At 38.0% G+C, this 21,004-nt stretch carries 16 protein-coding genes; 1 reads left to right on the forward strand and 15 read right to left on the reverse strand.

Features of this window, described 5'->3' with window-relative positions; all coding sequences use genetic code 11:
* Positions 1-6 precede the first annotated feature (6 nt).
* The 15 genes from ICN17_RS01285 to ICN17_RS01355 form a co-directional block, all read right to left on the reverse strand.
* Positions 7-1,116: a bifunctional 2-polyprenyl-6-hydroxyphenol methylase/3-demethylubiquinol 3-O-methyltransferase UbiG gene (locus ICN17_RS01285; RefSeq protein WP_216235807.1), complete on the reverse strand. Its 1,110-nt coding sequence runs from the start codon at positions 1,114-1,116 to the stop codon at positions 7-9.
* Positions 1,113-2,021, reverse strand: coding sequence for an FkbM family methyltransferase (locus ICN17_RS01290; RefSeq protein ID WP_216235809.1), 909 nt, complete (start codon positions 2,019-2,021; stop codon positions 1,113-1,115). Before ICN17_RS01290 ends, ICN17_RS01285 begins: the two co-directional genes overlap by 4 nt.
* Before the next feature lie 165 nt (positions 2,022-2,186).
* Positions 2,187-3,224, reverse strand: a complete 1,038-nt coding sequence (locus ICN17_RS01295) for a glycosyltransferase family 4 protein (protein ID WP_216235810.1) — start codon at positions 3,222-3,224, stop codon at positions 2,187-2,189.
* Between the two features lie 59 nt (positions 3,225-3,283).
* Positions 3,284-4,261 (reverse strand): UDP-glucose 4-epimerase GalE, encoded by a 978-nt coding sequence (gene galE / locus ICN17_RS01300; protein WP_216235811.1) that lies wholly within the window; start codon positions 4,259-4,261, stop codon positions 3,284-3,286.
* 136 nt (positions 4,262-4,397) lie between these two features.
* Positions 4,398-5,507 (reverse strand): glycosyltransferase, encoded by a 1,110-nt coding sequence (locus tag ICN17_RS01305; RefSeq protein WP_216235812.1) that lies wholly within the window; start codon positions 5,505-5,507, stop codon positions 4,398-4,400.
* Positions 5,508-5,630: 123 nt separating this feature from the next.
* Positions 5,631-6,791 carry a hypothetical protein gene (locus ICN17_RS01310; protein ID WP_216235813.1) on the reverse strand — a complete coding sequence of 387 codons (1,161 nt, stop codon included), beginning with the start codon at positions 6,789-6,791 and terminating at the stop codon, positions 5,631-5,633.
* 209 nt (positions 6,792-7,000) lie between these two features.
* Positions 7,001-8,245, reverse strand: a complete 1,245-nt coding sequence (locus ICN17_RS01315; protein ID WP_216235814.1) for a glycosyltransferase — start codon at positions 8,243-8,245, stop codon at positions 7,001-7,003.
* 58 nt (positions 8,246-8,303) lie between these two features.
* Positions 8,304-10,166: an asparagine synthase (glutamine-hydrolyzing) gene (gene asnB / locus ICN17_RS01320; protein WP_216235815.1), complete on the reverse strand. Its 1,863-nt coding sequence runs from the start codon at positions 10,164-10,166 to the stop codon at positions 8,304-8,306.
* A 124-nt stretch (positions 10,167-10,290) separates the two neighbouring features.
* A complete protein-coding gene (locus ICN17_RS01325; RefSeq protein ID WP_216235817.1) occupies positions 10,291-11,415 on the reverse strand; it encodes a CDP-glycerol glycerophosphotransferase family protein in 1,125 nt (374 codons plus the stop codon).
* A 52-nt stretch (positions 11,416-11,467) separates the two neighbouring features.
* Positions 11,468-12,175, reverse strand: coding sequence for a class I SAM-dependent methyltransferase (locus ICN17_RS01330; protein WP_216235819.1), 708 nt, complete (start codon positions 12,173-12,175; stop codon positions 11,468-11,470).
* A 51-nt stretch (positions 12,176-12,226) separates the two neighbouring features.
* Positions 12,227-13,219, reverse strand: a complete 993-nt coding sequence (locus tag ICN17_RS01335; protein WP_216235821.1) for a hypothetical protein — start codon at positions 13,217-13,219, stop codon at positions 12,227-12,229.
* Positions 13,220-13,236: 17 nt separating this feature from the next.
* On the reverse strand, positions 13,237-15,024 hold the full coding sequence (locus ICN17_RS01340; RefSeq protein ID WP_216235822.1) for an ABC transporter ATP-binding protein: 1,788 nt from the start codon (positions 15,022-15,024) through the stop codon (positions 13,237-13,239).
* Positions 15,025-15,517: 493 nt separating this feature from the next.
* Complete coding sequence (locus tag ICN17_RS01345) at positions 15,518-16,711, reverse strand: hypothetical protein (protein WP_216235823.1); 1,194 nt, start codon at positions 16,709-16,711, stop codon at positions 15,518-15,520.
* Positions 16,712-16,808: 97 nt separating this feature from the next.
* Positions 16,809-18,212 carry a hypothetical protein gene (locus ICN17_RS01350; protein ID WP_216235824.1) on the reverse strand — a complete coding sequence of 468 codons (1,404 nt, stop codon included), beginning with the start codon at positions 18,210-18,212 and terminating at the stop codon, positions 16,809-16,811.
* Positions 18,213-18,265: 53 nt separating this feature from the next.
* Positions 18,266-19,012: a bifunctional 2-polyprenyl-6-hydroxyphenol methylase/3-demethylubiquinol 3-O-methyltransferase UbiG gene (locus ICN17_RS01355; protein ID WP_216235825.1), complete on the reverse strand. Its 747-nt coding sequence runs from the start codon at positions 19,010-19,012 to the stop codon at positions 18,266-18,268.
* A 484-nt stretch (positions 19,013-19,496) separates the two neighbouring features.
* Between ICN17_RS01355 and ICN17_RS01360 the strand changes: the two genes are divergently transcribed.
* Positions 19,497-21,002 (forward strand): hypothetical protein, encoded by a 1,506-nt coding sequence (locus tag ICN17_RS01360; RefSeq protein ID WP_216235826.1) that lies wholly within the window; start codon positions 19,497-19,499, stop codon positions 21,000-21,002.
* Positions 21,003-21,004: the final 2 nt, after the last annotated feature.

Genomic DNA, 21,004 nt, shown 5'->3' on the forward strand with positions numbered 1-21,004 from the left:
TTTATATTATTTCTTGGCAATAATAGCAGCATGTATAGATGGAATATCTCCTATTTCGCAATAATGACCTTCTAAACTTAGAATTAAATTCAGCAGATTTAGATCATCAGGATTTCCAGAATCATAATTTGAAATAAATTTATCGTCAAGTGCATATGCAACTATGGAACCATTATAGGGGTATACGGTTACATCAGTAAAAACGCTTTTCAACACTGAAATAATTTCACTAGACCTAATGCCCTCTGATGGATCTCCTTTTTTAATATTTTCAGGGCTTATATCAAAAACTTTGCTGTAATTAAATTCTTTTTTATTTGAAAAATATTTTAAAATAATTTTATTTATTGAAATAATTACATTTGTAATTTTATTGGTATTAATATTATACCTTTCAAATACAGATGAAATATCTAAATTCCTAAAATTATAAATTATAAATAATAATAACTTAAATTTTTTATATTTCAGTTTGGGTGGTACAAAATTTTTCTCTGAAAAATTCTTAAGTCGATCTGGTATCAAATGAATTACCGAATTTATAATTTCTCGATGTCGAAATGATAGATCCGAATAGTTTGGCCCTATATATTCATCGCAGAATAATAATCCACCCTTCTTTAAGGATGCGTAGACCTGGTTAAACAAGTGCTCCAAATTTGCAATGTGATGTGCGCCACCCGCAATATAAATTAAATCATATAACTCAACACCAAGAGAGCAACTATTCAAATCAGCTGTTTGATAATGGATATTATTAATTCCAGATAAGTTTCTTAGCCGCTTCGCACTCGCTATTGCTGCAGTGCTTACATCCATACCAATGCAATTTTTAAATACACCTAACTGATTCAATCTTCTATCGCGCGAGCCATGTCCGCAACACAGACTCAAACAAAGACCTACCGGCGCATTTTTTCCAAGGTACTTATTTTTAAACCAGCTCTCAAGCCAATCATCATTTGGGTTTTGAGTTTCAGCACCCGTGACTAATTTTTGAAAATATCTCCTAATCGGTAAAAAGCTGTAAATATCAAGAGCGGAATTATGGCGGGACTCCCGCCCCCAGAAATCGCTTACCTGCTTTAAATTATCTTGAGAAAAATTTGTAGTCAATTTCTGATTTTCTGCACAAGTATGTTTATATTATCTCTTTTGGAATATAAATCTATCAATTCAAAATCTCGCGGTATTTCGATATCAATCTCACCCCGGTATATTATAGTAAATTTGTTAAATCCTAATTCTTTTAAAATATTAAAAATATTTACTCTAGATGAACCATTCTCATTCATTATTTTTCTATTATACTCAAATATCAGTTTAATATCAGGATTTTCACTTATAATTTTTCTCATCCCTATTATTGCCTGATACTCAGCCCCCTCTATATCCATCTTTACAAGATTAATTTTTTTTATACTATTAATAATCGCGTATTTATCAATACTAATAGTTTTAATTTTTATTAGATTTTCAACACCTTCATCAAATTGAGAAATCTTATTACATTCAGATGAATCGCTGTTAACAATAAAATTAACATTCTTACTGCAATCAGAGACCCCAAAACTCTCTACAGTAATGATATTTTTTAGACCATTATCTATAACATTTTTATCTAGTGTATCTCGCGTTGCCGGGGTTGGCTCAAAAGCATAGACGTGGCCCGTCTCACCAACAATTCTTGCTGCGATTAAAGCGTAAAATCCAATATGACTTCCAAGATCTAAAAAAATATCCCCTTTTTTAAGAATTCTTTCTACGACCCTTCTTGTCGCCTCCTCATAATCATTATTTGTTTTAATAAAATTAATTAAACTATAATCATCTTTTAAATAATTTATTTTAAATCCATTATGATGTATAAAATATTTATCATTATCCTTTAATATTCCTAGCCTTCTAATAGAAATATCTAAATTAACTAGATAATTTCCAAAATATAAGTCTATGAAAGGTCTTTTAATTACATAATTTCTTAAAGCTAATCTTATTTTTATATAAATTTTTTCTAGCATATTTAAGCTATTTATTAATATTATTTGAAAGAGTATTTTTTATTTTCCGGTAGCAAGAATGATTAATGGTGCACATGGAAATTTCTTTAAAAAATCTTAATGCATTAAACCTTTAATCGCAGAGGTTCCGTTTGCGGTTTACATTCTAATTGTTAGTGTCGGTAATTATTGGGCAATCTCATGAATTATTTTTTTAAAATTGATCGCCCAGTTTGATGGCGTGAATTTCATGCCCAACCTGCAACTTTCTCGACTAATCTCATTCAGCGTATTTTCACTACATTGTGCTGCCATCAACATAGATTCATACAACGCATCATCTGATGTTGTATTGAAAATGAAGCTATTCTTCTCATTGGCAAATTCTGGAATGTTGCCAATTTTATCCGATAAAAGAAGGCCGCAGCCTGACATAGCAGCTTCAGAAACTATCAACGGCCAGTGATCCTCAAGGCTCGGTAATATCAAAAATTTAGACCTCTTCAATGCCTCAGCTATAGTTTCAGGCTTTGAAAATGATCTCAAATTTATACCTTTTATTCCTGATACTGCTGACGCCAGCGGCCCGGCCCCATAAACATCCAATTGAAATTCAGGATGCTTTTGATGAAACCTAGAAAATGCAGCCACTAATTTATCCACCCCCTTCCTTTTAATAAGTTGACCTACAAATATGAACTTATCCTCCCTCCTTAAGGATACCTCCTTCGGAAAGAATATATCCGGGTCGGATCCATACAAGCCTGTAAATAGATTTTCTGCGGAGACCCCAAGCTTACGCATTAGCTTTACGCCAGATGCACCTGGAACCCATACTGCATGAAATTGTTTTCTGTATATCACTCTGAAGGCAACCATTCCAACCCATTGCCTATATGAATTTTTCCAGCAATTGTCGCTAAGCAGAACAACTCTGCCACCACTTTTTCTCACCTGGTCGCCCAACCTTCTTAGCGAGGGAATATAAGTTATGCCAGCCTGAAAATATATTTCAGGAACATCTAGACCCAACTGCTCCCAAGTATAAATATTGTCTTTATCAATCCAATGTACTTTTTGGCCCAAAATTTCTTCCATGCCAGTTATTGGAATGGTTGGTCTCGTCGAAATGACTTGAACAGGATTATCAACACCTTTAATGCCTGCAGCAATTAAGTGAGCGGCATAACAAGGCAGCTCATTCCAAGATATTGCTATACGCATTTTTATGCCTCTAGATTAAGAAAATATAGCCGCCAATCTATCTCACTAAGATAGCCAAATTACTTGAGGGTCAATTGAAATTTATGCCAAGCTAAAGCGGTAGTTAAGATGTTGTCAATACTACTTGCGATAGGTTGCCATCCTAGCTTTTTAATTGCGTAGCTAGGATCGGCAACAAGATGTGCAGGATCTCCCTCTCGCCTTACCCCCATTTTAGTCACAACAGGCACGCCAATAGCTCTTAATCTTGAGATAATTTGACCAACAGAAACTCCTTGACCAGCTCCAAGATTAAAAACATCGGAAGAGCCTCCATTAAGCAAATACTCAACAGCCAAAATGTGAGCGCGAGCAAGATCTTCAACATGTATATAGTCGCGAATGGCTGTCCCATCTGGGGTAGGAAAATCTGAACCAAATACTTCTAACTGCCCACCACCAAATGCAGAGTTAATTGCCAGCGGAATCAAATGAGTTTCGGGGTTATGGAGCTCCCCAATTTCACATGCAGAATCAGCCCCTGCGGCATTGAAATACCTCATTGAAATGGCCTTAACCGCCCCCTTAGTTGATAAATCTTGAATGATTTTTTCAACCATTAGCTTGCTTTGTCCATAAGGGCTGATTGGGGATTGCAAAGAAGATTCGCTTATTGGCAGCTGTAACGGAATCCCATAAGTGGCGCAGGTGCTTGAGTAAACGAGCTTATTAATACCTACTCTATGCATCGCCTCTAGTAGTGATAGTGAGCCACCAACGTTATTCTTGTAATACTTCATAGGATCAGCAATTGACTCGCCGACATATGCGCTGGCAGCAAAATGGATAATTGCAATTGGTTTATGCTTCTTCAAGGCACCAATCAGGCGACTTGTATCGTGCAGTTCACCCACTATTAAATCGCCCCACTTTACAAAAGATTGGTTACCATTTGATAGATTGTCATAAGTGACGGGCTCATACCCTGCTAGCTTTAATAGCTTACAAGTCTGAGAGCCTATATATCCAGCTCCCCCAGTAACTAATATTTTATTCATCTATATATTTATAAAAATTGTTGTTCTTTATATTTTTTTGGAAATTGTATATACATTAAATAAATACTAATTTTTGATATTTTACCCCTACTAAATCCCCAATCGTATTCATGCAATAAAAATTATAGGTTAGTCCTTATGCGCTTTCATGTACACCCTTGGTCAGCCACTCAATCAGCCGCATTGATTGAATTTCCCATAACCTTTTCTTACTCAAAAAATTGAATATTTTTTGAGCGTTAAACTCAATTTGATCGGGCGACCAACATAAGACTTCTTCAATTTTATTTTTTAAATACTCATCAGTTTCAATATCAACAATCTCTAAAACATTCCTATATTCATTACTTAACCCTGGTGTCCACGTGCTTACTACAGGCTTTCCATAGCTAAGATAAACTAATATTTTGGAAGGGAAATTCATGGCATTTCCAGGAATTGATGATGGGCGCGGATTAACAAATACATCAGCCTGGCGATAAAGACTCTCCAATTCACTTTCCGGCACAAGTCCGTAAACCTTAATTCTTGAATCAACACTGGCTGCCTTTTGCAATTCAGAACTCTCACCATGCCCGGTCACCCAAAGCTCAATGAAAGGATCTGAGATTCTTTCAAAAGCTCTTAGCAAATAAGAAATTCCACCCCATTTGCTCATCATGCCGCTATACAAAATTACTTTTTTCAATTTCTCAACTTCTTTTCGACATAGTTGAAAATTTGAAATGCTTAATTTCTCAACACCGCCATCAAGATGTAATTTTTTCTTGAATGGGCAGTCCAAATATGCCTTAAAGGACAGGAAGATGTGCCCATCAGCCAAATGCGCCCCATTCGAGTAGGATCTCCAATCATCTCCTGGATCATAGTGATCAGCGCATAAATCAACCCAATATGTTCCGAACTTTAGCTGCGCATATCTTCCAACTTTAACCGCATAGGGAGTTGGGTTATAAGTTATCAATATTTTAGGTGGCCCATTATCTCTACACCACAATTTAAAAGCAGTTAAATAGGCCGCATTTAAACTAAAAGGCCTAATGAAGGGCATGTTCCAATATGAAACATGTTTTGAAACAAATCTTTCATCAAAAATATTTTCGTTTCCAGGCCTCAACACCCCAGACGGCCACAAAGGCTCAGGCAAATGGGAAAGACACTCTACCGTAAAATTACATTTCTTTAAACCACCTAACAAACCCGACTGCCATCTATTCGCTGCTGGACTAACTGCAAAATGATTCATGAGGGCATTCTGATTAAAAATGCCCCCTACCCACAAAATTTTAGGTTGCAAATTCATTTCCTTAAGTAAATAAGATGTTCTAAATCCATCATTTATCTGATATTGCTTGATTTTTGATATAGATCATAAAGCCACCCTTGGGTTATTGAGACACTTGAGATACATGCCATAACACAATGACGCCAAAGTCCATATCCAAAATCCCACCGTCATATCAACGGGAAAATCACCCACAAACATGCCCACCTCTCCAATAGCCAGTAGCGCAGCTCCAAAGTAGCGAAGAAAGCAAGAGGGATGGTATAGGATAACTGCAATAAGATTTATTAAAGCAGTGAAATAAATCCATAAAATTAATGCCCCTGCAAACAAACCAGACACTTTAAGAATTTCTAATATAGAGTTATGAGAGCCCATTATCCACTCGGAAGGAAGCCCTGGAATATCAATTAATAGCGGCACTCCGGCATGTCCTATGAAGAAATTAGATGAGATAATTTGACTCCAAGCTGAAGACCAAAATGGATATCGATCAAATAATACTTTTGAATAAGCTCGATCATAAAAATTAGCGTCCAGTGGCGCATAGAGAAGCTGTGTTATGTCACCCTGAAGAAAGCCCAGCCATAACACTAGTGCAGTTAATATTGGAGCCAGAAAAACTGATAGGACCAACAACCATTTAGTCGAGCGATAGTTGCCAAAAAACTCAACTAATACTATATAAAATAAAGCTACAAAATATATACCATACATAGCCAAAGAACTGGTATATATGAAATTAAAAAATAAAATTAGCACCCCCAGTCCAAATAACTTTTTAGAGATATTTTTATCGGCAATAAAGTAGCATCCAACCGCAACGCCCAAAGCTATATTCAAAAAGACAAGGTGTGACCAAAAAATATGGATTGAAATTAGGCAAAGAATAGCCAATGTGAGCGGAATAAATGTGACCCTTAAGCACCTATCATCAGCAATTGAAATGCTTTTCAATAAGATAAAACCATAAAAATAACTTCCAGAAATCATCAGCCAGCGAATGCCCCTTGACCAATTTGGAAGCCCATCTAGATAACCAAAATACATTCCAATGCCAACAGGAAAAAATGCCGCCACCCAAAGCAAAAGAAGGGTTCCAGATATTTTTCCCTGGAAGGTTTTTGGGTTATACAACAATTCAAAAAATACTCTTGTTGCGATAAATAAACACATCGCAATTTCAACTGTTATGGGAAATGACCCTAGATAAACTACCTCTCTTAATTCATCAGGAATCGACATTGAATTGGATGAATCAACTGCAAAGAAATTGTAAGGGGATATATAAAGAATAAAAAGGCCCAATAAGCCATCCCACCTTGCTCGCATAGTAAGCCAAAGCGAAAATAGCACCCCTATAAGCACGGAATAAAATGGGCTAATAAACCCAAGCAGGCATATTAAGACACAAAAAAAAGATATATTAATAAAATTTTTCAGGACGTCGCTTCTTATCTTGATAGTAATTTCTGATATAAAGCCTTATATTTCTCCGCAGATTCCCTAATGTTAAATAATCTTATAGCGCGATCTCTAATGTAATTTCGGTCAAAATTGAAAGAAATAGCCCACTCTATCCCGCATACCAAATCTTCTCCGTCTTTATAGTTAGCAGCATATCCAGTAATCAAATGCTCTACTATTTCCTCGGGCCCAGTATTTTTGAAGCAAATAACCGGCAACCCCGAAACCTGAGCTTCAGCGAAAGTCTTGCCAAATGCCTCATTTAATGATGGTGACAAAAAAATATCTGCTGAGCAGTAGAGCAAGTTCAACTTAATGGTTTCATTTATAAATCCAAAATTAATTATTTTTTGCGGGATTTCATGATTTTTCAACTCTGCCGCACCAAACGCTATCACTAAGATATTGGATGGCAATTTACGCAAAGCTGCTTGAATATAACTAAATCCCTTATATTCGTCCCTTATATTCGCAGATCCTATCAAAATTATTTTTTGATCCTTAGGCAGCCCTAAAATTGATCTAGCGTAGTCTTTGGTGTGAATTTCATAGCTATCACAGTTAACTCCACTGTATACAACCTCTATCTCTTGATTCCCTAGAACTTTTGATTGAAGCGCATCAGCTCGCATTAATTGGCTTACAGCAACCCAATTGATATTAGCCTGCGACAAAAATTCAAACTTTCTTATCAAGCCATAGTATGATAGATCTTGTTCATTGTCACCATTGAGCATTGGACATCTTCCGCAAGAATCTTTGTAGCGACTGCATTCTAGGCTGTAATGACATCCGCCCGTAAATGCCCACATATCCCTTAACGTCCAGACTACAGGCTTCTTCCAAAGCGCAATATCTTTAATATTCACAAATCCATAATTAGCCCAATGGACATGAATGATGTCTGCCCACTCGAACAAAGGGTGAGCCTTTAAATTAACCCCAAAGAATCCAGGTGAAAAAATTCCGCCCCCTTTTTTTCTATTGAAAAAAATTAACATCCGCTCTAGTGTTGTATTGAGTAGCCTGCTAATTCTTGCATTAAACCCACTGGCCGAATAGGATGCTACATTTTGACCAAGGGTTCCAAGCTCTTTCAAGTACAAAACTTTTGATTCAACATTTATATTTAATAAAGCATTATGAGTTAGCATTGCTGCATAACCCGCCCCTGAATTCAAAGTTGCCCCTGACACATGTAATATCTTAATTTTTTTTTCAACATCGTCCATAAATAGATTTTGTATTAGCAGTTACCACTCAAGCCGAGGTTGCTCATTTCATTCAAAACTATAGGTTTAGCTCTTGGGCTTCCATCCAATGCAAAAGAATCCCCCAAGCCCATAACGCTCTTGGTGGACGACCATTTAAAAGCTGCCCTCTAAGCTTCTCTAAATAAGCAGGCAAAAATATCTCCTTGGCGTTTTTCGTGTTTAGAGCATATTCAAACTGCAACCTTAATGGGCCTGACATCCACTTCATAAACGGCAGTTCGAACCCTTTTTTAACTCTTGATCTTATTTGTTTAGGTAAATACTCCTTGACAGCCTCTGCAAATATATCTTTTGGTGTGAGATTGTTTAATTTGTACTTCGACGGCAGAGAGTAAGCTAACTCTACCAATGGATGATCTAGTAGTAGCGGCCTCACCTCTAGACCGTGCGCCATACTCATTACGTCGCCATCACGCAAAAGAGTATTTAGTAAATACCCATTGATTTCAGCGTAGCTAGACCCTTGAACATCATCACATTCTTCAACCAGAAAATTTTTATAGTTACTCACTATGCGCTCTCTAAATTGCAACAGCCATTCGGGACGAACAGCATCCGTCATCTCAAAATTTTGCAATACTCTTCTTAACATTGAAAATCGCTGTGCTCTGCTGGAAATTCCAAACAATAATTTCTCGGTAAGAAAGTTTGGTCGCAGCTTATGCAGTGACTCTATTGCTAACAATGTGGGCTCAAGACGTGAAAATATCTGAGGGTAGCTTAACCACTTAAAATGTTCGTAACCAGCAAATAACTCATCCCCACCCATACCCGTCATTGCAACTTTAACAACTTTTCCGGCTGATCGAGAAACAATCCAAGTATTTGTGCCATCAATACTTGGTTGATCAATATCTTTAATTGCGCCTAAAAATATATTCTCAACATCCCCTGTGGAGACTATGATCTCCTCATGGTCTGTATCAAGATAACTAGAGGCAAGGCGCGCATAACCAAGCTCATCAAAAGCCTCATCACCTCCCTCAAAACCAACGGCAAAAGTTTTAATTTTTTTTCCGCTAGCAGAACCCATAAGGCCAACAACAGCTGTTGAATCTATACCCCCACTAAGAAACGCCCCAATCTCTACGTCCGCAATAAGACTGAAGCGAGCAGACTCTTTAAGCTGCGCCCTAAGGACTTGTATCGCATCATCTTTTGATATGTTAATTAAATTATGTCTAGAAAAGCTTGTTTCATTATGCAGGTCCCAGTACTTAAAAACTCTCTGAACACCGTTACGAATCTCCAGCCAGTGACCAGGCATTAAAGTCACAGCATTATTTAAAATAGTCCGTGGCTGATTAATGGCGCCAACATACAAATAATCCAAAAGTGCATCTGAGTTAATTTCCGAACTCACTTGGTTGCTAGCCCTTAAACCGCGCAATTCAGATGCAAACCATATCTCTTTATTATTTTGACAATATATTAAAGGCTTAATCCCAAGTCTATCTCTTGCCATTATGAAACTAGGTGAATTTTTGGGCGGGTTAGTGTCACACAAAGCAAAAGCAAACATCCCACGCAGTCGTTTAATGCACTCAACACCCCATTCACAATAGGCTGCAAGTATAACCTCAGTGTCTGCATCAGTTAAGAAGTTATAACCATAGCCATTTAGCTCTGACCTCAATTCTTTGTAATTATAAATTTCTCCGTTGAAGGTAATCCACAACCTTCCTTCCGCATACGACATCGGCTGGTGTCCCGCCGAAGACGTGTCTATTATTGAAAGCCTACGGTGACCAAAAGTAAAGCTTCCATTTTGATGACTTATTACTCCGCAATCATCAGGACCTCGATGCACTTGTGCATCAAGCATTCTGCGAACAGATTCTTGACTGATACCTCCGTAGACACCTGAGATTGCACACATAGAATATTAAAAAAGATATAAATTTATAAAAAAGATGAAGGCAAGTGTATTGAGTTTTTTCAAATGCTACTCTTAAAACTAACTTATGCCAAATAAAAGAATAATAGTTTTATACATAAAAAATTCAATGTATATATGGCTGCATTATTTCACTTATGACCTTCCACAAACGTTGAGAAGAGAGGCCATCTTTATATCTATGTTGCAATTTTTTAACTCTCTCTCTTTCAGCTGAGTAATAACTGCTATCGTCAAGCAACCTAACTAGTTCATGCTGAAGCGAAGTCTGGTTAAAAACTATAGGCCCAGGAACCCAGTCTTCAAAAGATTCAATTACGAAACCTCTTTTTTGAGAGTATGACTTAATATCAACTGGCGCAAATAATACCGGCCTATTCAGCAATAAAAAGTCATCATAAATAGAAGAGTAATCCGTTATAACTAAGTCGGCCGCATTTAAAACTTCATATAGATCAAAAGCATGTCCAACAAGAGCGGCATCACTTAGAATTAATAAATTCCTCAATGGGTAATTCTTAAAATATTCCAATACCAGCGACTCCTCATGAGGGTGTGGTTTTAGTATTATTTTTAGCCCCTCCTTCTCTAGAAAGTCATCAAACTCATCTATTAAAAATTCTTCAAAGCCGAATATATTTTTATAATTTCTATCTCCCTGCTTCTCGCCATAGTAATCACGAAAGGTAGGAAAGTAGAAAATTAGCCTGCAGCTCCCAACTTGATTTTTGAAAATCCTCTTGAGGTTATCAATGCCGTTTGATGTAAAAAGAAAATCATTTCTAGGGGCGCCAGTTATATGGTATTTTTTTGGGTCAGTTACCATGCAGGCATTTAAAAAGGTTGTATACGTCTCCGAGTATGACATTATGTGGTCAACCTTTTCCCAGGGTGGCTTAAACAGCTCTTCCTCCGCTCGATCCTCCATGGCGCCTAATTTTTTTATAGAGGCGCCATGCCATAAGTGGAAGTTGATATGTCTTTTGGTTGGCTTGTGCACTGCATGCGTAGAAACCAACATTTTTGCAGATGCTATTAATCTGCTTGCTTGAAATACTTCGCATAACGAAGATGTCCAAACGTTCTGCATCAAGATAAGATCAAATACTTTTCGGTCATTCTCAGTAGCAAATTTCCACAGTGCGTAACTATTTGATCCTGAGGCAGATTCTCTAATGAATATAATTCTATTTTTCTTTTGCCTTGTTAAAATTAGAGCGGCGAGTCTCACTAGCTTATTTAGCACCCTCTTGTAACTAAATTTTTTTAAAAATAATATCAATTTAAATTTTTGTATATATCAGTCTTGCAACTGAAGGATCTTCTGATTTAAAGCATGCAACCCCACGGCCCTCGTACTCGTATTCACAATTCCATCCATAATTTTTTATTTTTATATTTAATTCTTTATGATTTATAAAACGCCTATAGTGGTCATCGTATGTTTTATACTCATTTTTATTTTTTAAGGTTCTAAATTCAAGAAAAAGCATGTCATTTGCCTTTGATGCAATGCTAATAGCTTCAACAAAATTCTCTTCGGCAAGCTCGTCAATTGCATGAAGAAAAAATCTGGCATAAAAAATATTTCTCTTATTTACGTTGTTAAGGGCAATACATTCGATTATTTCGTTAATATCCGATCCATTCCCAATATCAAAAATATACCCCTGGCAATTATCATAACCAAGATGATTAAGGCGCATATTGATCTCCTGTTTCGCTACATCGCACCTATCTATATGCACCACAGACGTAACATATGGAGCAAAAAATAAGGTATCTCGACCATTTCCACAGCCAAAATCAAATAGCACATCATCGCTCTTTAGAAACTGGGCTGTTAGAGCGGCAAACTGGCTAGGGCATAGCGGGGCAACTTTCTTTTTATAAAACTCATCCCAGTACTGGCCAACTCCGACATTAATTTTATTCAAGAAAAGCTCCAATAGAAAATATTCATTACTTAAAAACTCCTTAGATGGAGTCATGTGCATTTTAAAACCCGTGCTTGCAACTGCTACCAAAGTGAGCACAAATGGTTAAATTCCAGCCGCCAATGGATCGGACTTAATCTCGTCCCACTCGGCATCTGTAGCACAATACGATCTCTTATATTTATTTTGGCTATCGGCCCAGATTTCAAAAATAAACCCTGCATCAATACAGGGAACTTGCAATAACTCAAGCTGAAGAAGTATGGGGGCTTTTCCAATTCCAGCTCCGACCAAAACAAAATCTATTTTTCCCGTATATTTTTCAACGGATATTTTGTCATACAAAGATCTCTCCTGGGAAATTGCACACCAAAATATCTCTTCAACACCCTCCCTCAATAATCCAGCCAATATTTTATCTTGCTTTTCCCCGGTAGCTCCATTCACCACCAATACCCGCCGACCTTTAAATAACTCAGATCGCCTCTCTCCCGTTAACATTGCATATACAAAGTAAAATGGATAATAATTTTCATCGGTAATTTCTATTTTGTTTTCTATTAACCATTTATTAAGTGCGGGAAAATATCTTTCTGCAAATGGTATAGATTCATAATTAAGATGTAACGCCAAAATACCTTTTTCACTAATTTGCTTTATTAAGCTCGGTTGATTAATCCTAGCCTTTGCCCACTCCCTTCCTGAATACCTTCCTGAATGGTAGTGCCCTAGGGTGAAGGGTCCTAGGCCGCCACGCAATAATATCCTCCACTTAAGGTCAGCAAGAAAAATATGAACCCGTTCAATATTGGAACGTTTTATCCTAAAGTCCTCAGGCTGACGACCAAGTAAAAATAGAAATTCCCCATCACTGATACGACATATAGGCAAAAAAGCTTTTCCGCATGAGTCAATAACTCTATCAATCATTTCGTCATACCAATGAGCACAATCTCGCGCTCGAATAGCCAAGGTATCTCTTCCTCTAATAACGTAATGTTTTTTGAAGCCAGGTATATCAAAATCAATACTCTCGGGAAATAAACTCATCTTATATTTTGATGGTAAATTTACATGTGGGACTTTAGATTTAATCATTATTCTTAATCCTCAAACTAATTTGACATTGCATTAAATATTGGATCAATTAGTTTTAGCTCATCATAACTGCCCGCAGAAATAATCCCCCCATGACTGATATGATATATAAAATCGCATTCACGAATTGTGCTTAATCTATGAGCTACTATTATTATGGTCATCTGATGCCCCATAGTCCGCACTGAATTCATCACAACTGATTGAGTTAGGTTGTCCAGCGCACTTGTAGCCTCATCAAACACCAACAACTTAGGATTGCGATACAGAGCCCTTGCAATACCAATTCGCTGACGCTCGCCACCTGACAGGCAAATACCGCGCTCCCCAACTTTAGTCTCATACCCATATGGAAGATGCTCATGAATAAAGTTGTGTATGTCAGCCGCTTTTGATGCATTTTCAAGGCGCCTCATGTCAATCGAAGCGGGATCAATGCCGAATGCAATATTTGCAGCGACCGTATCGTCAATCAAAAAAATATTTTGAGGCACATAGCCGATGATGCTGTGCCAACTAGCCCTGTTTAGTTTTGTGATAGCAACACCATCAACCTCAATAGCACCTTGATTAGGCTCTAGTAAGCCAAGAATAATATCAATTATGGTTGTTTTACCGCTACCAGTAGCACCAACCAATCCAATTGTGCCGTTGACTGGAATTTTAATATTAATATTTTTTAATGCTTTTTTTGATGCGCCTGGATAAGAAAAATTAATATTTTTAAGCACTATCTCTTTATCTATGCCTTGGATATCAATCTTTTGATGCTCTTGATTCACCTTTAAGGCAGTACCAATTACATCCGAATACAGGGAATCAATTGCCGATTTCGAGTAGACTAGTGATGTGATGCTATTGTATATTTGTTGTAATGCTGGCATAAGTCTATATCCAGCCATTCCATATAAGGCAATAATTGGCAATGTTTCGGCCAGCTCGCCTCCTCCACTCAGCAAATAAAGCATTACTAACAACATCCCCCCAAAAGCAATTGCCTCAATAGCAAACCTTGGGACTGTAGATGCAACTTGAAAACTTGCTTGATATTTGACGTATAAACCAGAAGGCTTTGAAAATCGCTCTACATAAGCCATCTCTAGGCTAGAAATTTTTACCTCCTTAATGGCGCCAAAGGCCTCCATGACCGCCAAAAACCGGTTTGAATTTTCTGTAAATCGCGACTTCCCTATATCCTTGATATATTCACCGGTTAAAAAATGTACCGCACCATAGCTTAAGCCTAATGTAAGAAAAACTATTAAAGACAGCTTGGGGTTTACAAAAAAAACTAATGCTAGCAATGCAAAAGCAACAAAACTCTGAGCAATCAAATTCATGGCAGGTGTCATCACAAGCGAAACAACATTTCCTATTTCAGAGAGCAACGTTTTCCCAAGTTCTGCACTATTTTTATTTAAAAACCAGATATATGGCTGATGCAGATACTGATGGATTAATCTCTGCCCTAGGGTATGCTCCATCGCCAGAATAAAATGGGATTGCAAATAGACCATAAGCGCCTTAAAGGCCATTGAAATGGTAAGCACGGCAAAAGTTATAACGCCTAAAAAAAATATAAACGGCTTACTGCCACTAAAATCAAACGATAGATAAAATTGGCTAAGTAGCGGGTTAGTTTCAATTAGACTTGGATTTGCCACTACCATTGTAAATGGCATTATGGAAGCCACCCCAATTACATCAAACAATGCCATAACTACAATCAAAATAATAAGAATAGATACACGACGACGCTCGTGCAATGTCATTAATCTATATAACTTTTTAAATGTATTTTTCATGAATTTCAATAATATATGTGGAGTATTTATACTAATAAATATATGGGTTGAGCTATTTAAGTGCCTTTTACCAAATTCACAAAAACAATTGATACTAGAGTATAAATATATATGTTTAAACTATTCATATTCCGCCCCAAAAAAATACCATCGTAAAAAATAAATTCTTAATATACTTTTTGGGATGAAACATGTAGTACTTTTAATATTCAATTAAAAAAGATTTAAAATAAGAATCGCTCTCTAAGGCCATCCTCAAGATTGATCTTTTGCCATTTCGATATTCGGTTGGCACTGCTTAGAATCAACCGATGGTAATGACTGATGAATAAATTTTTTATTTGACACCTGAGAGCCCGAGAATTATCTCCAACAATTGTAATCTTCATGAGGACATTCTTTTAATAAGCGCTTCTGCTGTTTGATTTTTCAAGCGATTATTTACTGACGCCCGCTAATATCGGATCTCGTACCTGTACCACTTCTCGGGGCCTCACTTGGCAACACCGCTTTTGAGATTTATCCAAACCCGATGACCTAACAGCACTAAGAGCGCCAGGAAAAAGGTTGCTGCTAAGCCGCCAGCGGTGGACTTAATCATGCCTTTCTTGCCGCTACTTGTAGGTGCTGTTGTCGCCTCAAGTCCACGCGTAAATCGAGCTTGTACTCCATATAAGTTAGCGCGTATTACATCAAGGACTTCTTGCCTTTTAATGTCGCCCTGCACTGTCTCAGCCCGAACTAGCTGCTCAGCCTCCAGAAGTTGCTTCACAAGAACAATGCCATCAAAGGTTTGACCCACCAAGATTTTGGCCTTTTCAATATACGCCTTGATAATCGCAATTTGAGCTAAGCGATCTTTGTAGCGTTGCAAATTTTCCTTGGACTGATTGATATCAATATTATTGGCGACGATTTGAGTTGATATCGAGAGATATTTGGCACCCGAGTCCTTTGGGTCAACTACCGACTGGTTCACGCTTGCATTACTCGGAAATCGCTTGTACAACTCTTCTAAATTTTTAGCTCGCTGGAGCTGAAAACTCATCTCAATTTCGGTAGAAGTAATTTGTTTTTGAATATCTGCTTGCGATGAAATTATCTCGCCCTCGTAACCATTAATGAAGTTGCGAAGTTGTAGATACGCACTACCAGAACGCATAAAGTCGGCAGCATTTTTAACATTATCAATTGCTGATACCCGACTTGATCCACTCATCTCTAAAGTAAAGTTGATGATGGTAGTGCTGGCTTGATCAAGATCTTTACCCACCGCTGCCAAGTCCTTAATGTCGGCCTTAGAGAGTGCGTAGCTGGGTTTAACATTTTTCTGCCACCATGCTTCAGTAGATAAAGTTTTATATACCCCATCCTGACCTTCGGGCGCTTTGCCTTCATCTACGATTTGCGCAGCTAAATTTGGTAGGCTTTTTTGGAGCACCTTCCAAGAAACCAAGTTCAGAGCGTAACTATTATTATTATTATTATTATTATTATTATTATTATTATTTAGCAAAACATATTCGGCCGAATAGCTGCCTAAGAAACTCCAATTTGCAAATCCTAGAATGGCGCCTAAAAATGCAGCAAGTGCAAGTTTTTTCCAGGACTCTTGCAAGAAATTGACGATATCAAGGAGGATGATTTCACCTTCCTCAGTTTGGGTATTTTGACCTAAAGATGCCATAGGATGCATGCCCTTATTAGAAAAAGAATTGCTTTATTAATTCCAGCGATTATAAGGGTTTATTGACTAATTTTACACTTCGCTGAGCTCTAAATGCTTACTGATTTTCGAGTCTTTTGGTAACAGAAGGAAAAAGAGAGGCGCCAAGAAGAGTAATCCAGAAATACAAGATCTCAATAGAATGTTGCGAGCTAATCTCCCCTGCCGTATATACCGGGATTATTGCAAAGGAAAGGATAGCTGGTAAATACTTAAAAGGACTTTTTGCAGTAGCAGATAAAACCAGGATAGCGACTAAGGCACCTAGGGTAAAAATTAGGGCAGGGATACCAAATGCAAGAGCTAATTCCACCCAGGCGCTATGGGTAGAAAGAATATAGCTGCCACTATTGGGGTATTTGGCGTTTAAGAGAACACCAAAGGGCTTGCTGAGGATCCCAGCACCCAAGAGATTTTCAGGGATAAATACTGTAATTGCAGCGGTTGCCCAAGAGAGCCGCTCGTAGGTATTAGCTGCAACCTCCTTGCCTAGCAAAGATTGTGGGTAGCCCAATGTGCGTGGATTTTGCCAATTAGGATATTTTTCAATTTGTATAGCAATTTTGGCATCCTCAATCATGGACGACCAGCCCGGGTTTACTTTAAATTGCTCCCACCCAAACCAGCCAACTACACCAATCAGAACAAGAACAAATAGCCCATTTCTTAACGCTAATTTAAGACACAATCTATTAATCAATAGAGATGATATTTGCATTAAAAACATCATCGAGACTAAGCCGAAAATCAACACCCCAAGGCCAATGCCATTGCGAGCATCAAAAATATAGACATGGGCATAAAGAACAACGCAGGATCCAATCAACCAAAATAAAACCATTATTATCTTTGATTTGATATTCAAGCTTGGGTAGCGATCCAAAAGAGTCCCCAAAAGACCAGAAATTAGAATCGTGCCAGCTAAGACACCGCTAATTTTCCCGGGATATATAAATGAGTCATAACCATGATAGTTAATATTGTTTGTTGAAATTGCCAGCGGGATATATTGATAAAAAAGATAAGCAAAACTAGTTAGAATTCCAAGCCACAAAAAGTTCACTGCATTAGGCCTTCTTAATATTGCAAGCCCCGTTCCAAAGCCAACGATAGTGGCTAGGAGTGCCCTCAACCAGGTACTCTTTAACTCATGAAACTGAATTTCTGGAAATCTTGATAGAAAAAAGTAGTGAAAGATCACCCAGCAAAACATCATACCCACCATGATGATGGGGATCCAATTCCTAAGAGGAATTTTTTGCGTATTGGTTTTAAAAAATTGGTAGCAATAGACGATTGATAAAACAGTTTCTATACCCAACAATATATTGCGAAGGGCAATTGTTCCCTTGACCGCCCAGATACCTAAAAGAACACTACTCAATAAAATGAGACTTAGCCCCAATAAATCTCTATCCGATTTATTAGATGCTTCTTGAGCACTAGAGTCAGCTATATCCATATGATTCATCCCTCAGACTGCTGAAATGTATTTGATGGTTAATGAAGTTAGACTTAGTCAATTGGTTTGCGTGCAATTGCTAGCAAATTTTTGCCGAACATATACTTTGTACCAAACATATCTAAGGCATTGCTAACCGGAAAAATATATTGGTCATAGAACTTGAGTTGACCATTATTACTCTGTTTAGTGTTTTGGCTATGCTTTTTATTCTTGGTAGTTAGCCAAGCAAAAAATCCAATAGAATCGGCATACTCACATTTTTTAATAGTGAAATGCGCGCTCTTGAGTTTATTCATTAGCTCTGCTTTTCCATATCTTCTGTAGTGCCCAATTGCCGCATCAAAATCTGAGTACAAACATTGAAATGCAGGGAGATATAAAGCCAGTGCTCCACCCGGCTTTAGCTTTTGATATAACTGCTCTAGAGCCTTTTGATCATCTTCAATATGCTCTAAAACATTTGAGGAATAAATGAGATCAAATTGACCCTCAATATCTTCAAGGCTGGAGTAGCACTCAAACCCACGATCCTGAATGATATTTTTTAGGTTGGAATCAATCTCAAGGCAAATTGGCTTGATACTTTTTTGCTTAGCCCATATCTGAGCCAGACTGCCTATACCAGCGCCAAACTCAAGTACCCTAGCATTTGATGAGGCAAGTCCTGAGAGCTTTCGCACAATATCGAGGTTGTAGCGGGGTAAATTAGCCTCATTTGCCCATAACTCCGCAGCACCAGCATAGCTCGTGTTTTCTTCAGTCTGAACTGTACGGTGTAATAATTGATTTTTATCCATAAACCTTAATTTTGGGCTGCTTATTGCCTGTAATTAACCCATCTAAAACAGCATGCAAGAATTAATTTCCACCCTCTATTTGCTCATTATATGCCTAGCATTTTGGGGTTATGGTGCAATCATTTTGGGGTGGCTTAGCAAACCAAATGATTTTGGTTCAGGCATAACTGTTGCGATCGGGATTAGTGCTTTTATTTTGAGTTGCGGCTATTTTGAGCTCTTTCATCTAGCTAGCCCATTGGCATTTCAAATATTTTTAGCTATTGGGATTGTCTTGTCTCTGGTACAGCTTAAAAAAATAGGTTTTTTGGGCACAAATATCAATAGAAAATTCTGGCTTCAAGAGCAATTTCAGGCTTCAAATTCAAAAGCTTTGCTTGCTAGCTGCGTCGGCATTTCCATTTCTGTACTTTGTCTTCTTATCACCCTAAGTTATTTTTATCACCTACCATTAAATCAACATGATGATTTTTCTGGATACCTTGTGCTGGCAAAAAGAATCTTGCAAGAAGGCTACCAAGGCGGGGATCCTTTTAATGATCGCAGTATTGAACAAGGATTCGGCGCGGGCAACTACATCATCGCCTTGCTTAGCTCTTATTTACCTGCTGCTGCTTCTCATTTGGCGGATACCGGTATTGGCTTGATATTACTGATACTGCTCACACTGAATGCACACAAAAGAGTACATATATCTACGTCTTTTGCATTTCCACTGGTATGCATTGTTATTTGGTGTGCCGTCATCATCAATGCGCCGATTGTGAATGCTTCACCCCTCATTGTTGCGGGTGGATTATTTGTTGCAACGATCAGCTTTTACATACAGAGCAACTATGGTGAGCGCTACTTCGATCATGTTTTGTTAGCGCTCTTGCTATCAAGCCTTCTGGTTTTAAAAGGCAACTACATCATTCCCGTATGTGCTACTGGCTTATGTATTTACCTCTGTAGATTGACCATTGCTAGATTAAGCCGTACCGCTCTAGAGTTTGCGATCTTTTTGGGATGTATGCTGCTTTTTACACTTCCATGGTTGATTGCCAATTGGCAATTTGCTAAAACCCCTTTCTATCCACTACTGGGGCATGGTTTAGTAACGCCCAATGCATTAGGGCTGGCCAGCCTAGATCAGTTTGCCGATGCCATTCTTGCTCTACTGCCTTACTATGTGATCTTGATCAGCCTACTTGCGTTGCTGCATCGGTTTAAGGAAGCGCTTGATCAACGGCTTTTCTTTTTCATTTCCTCCTTAAGCATTGTCATCATCCTTCTATCTTGCTCCTTAACCATGACTAGTGCTGGATCACTTACACGCTATTCCTACGTTTCCTTATTTGGGCCAATGGCATTCTTAGCTTTGTATGCATTATTTAATCTATCCTTGAAGGAAGTAGTTTCAAAAAGTAGACTGCACATTTCTAGTGCCTTGATATTCATTACTCTGATTGGCTTCTCAGTACCCCAACTCTTAGATACTATGAAGCGCAGCTCTCGAGGGCTTATAAAAGTACTCATTCATTCAACATCTAACATGCCTTATTCCCTCGATGTTGCCAGAGAACAATTGCGCATCAACTTATTACAAAACTCACTTCCTCTTGGTTCAACTGTTTTATTGAGACTTGACACACCATTCTTGATTGACTTTGGCAGGGGGAAATTTCATGTAATGGATTGGCCTGGTAATGTTGGGCCAAAGCCCGGAGTACCCTATGATCAATCGCCAGAAAATCTTGCTCAGTATTTGAGGGATCAAGGAATTCAATACATTGCCTACTCCTACGGCAATGAGGCGCTCTTTTCAATCAGAGACCCTGAATTGGCTAGTAGGCAAAATCACCCTAACCCATGGATTCGTACACAAGCGGTACGCACTTTCGCAGTGCAGAATCAACTTCAAGTATTAGGACGGCGATACCCTCGGATTTTTGATAATGGTCAGGATTTTGTCATCAACATTAGCGAGCCAATGATATCAAAACAATAGAA

The sequence above is a fragment of the Polynucleobacter sp. 73C-SIWE genome (genome assembly GCF_018882465.1).
Taxonomy (GTDB): Bacteria; Pseudomonadota; Gammaproteobacteria; order Burkholderiales; family Burkholderiaceae; genus Polynucleobacter.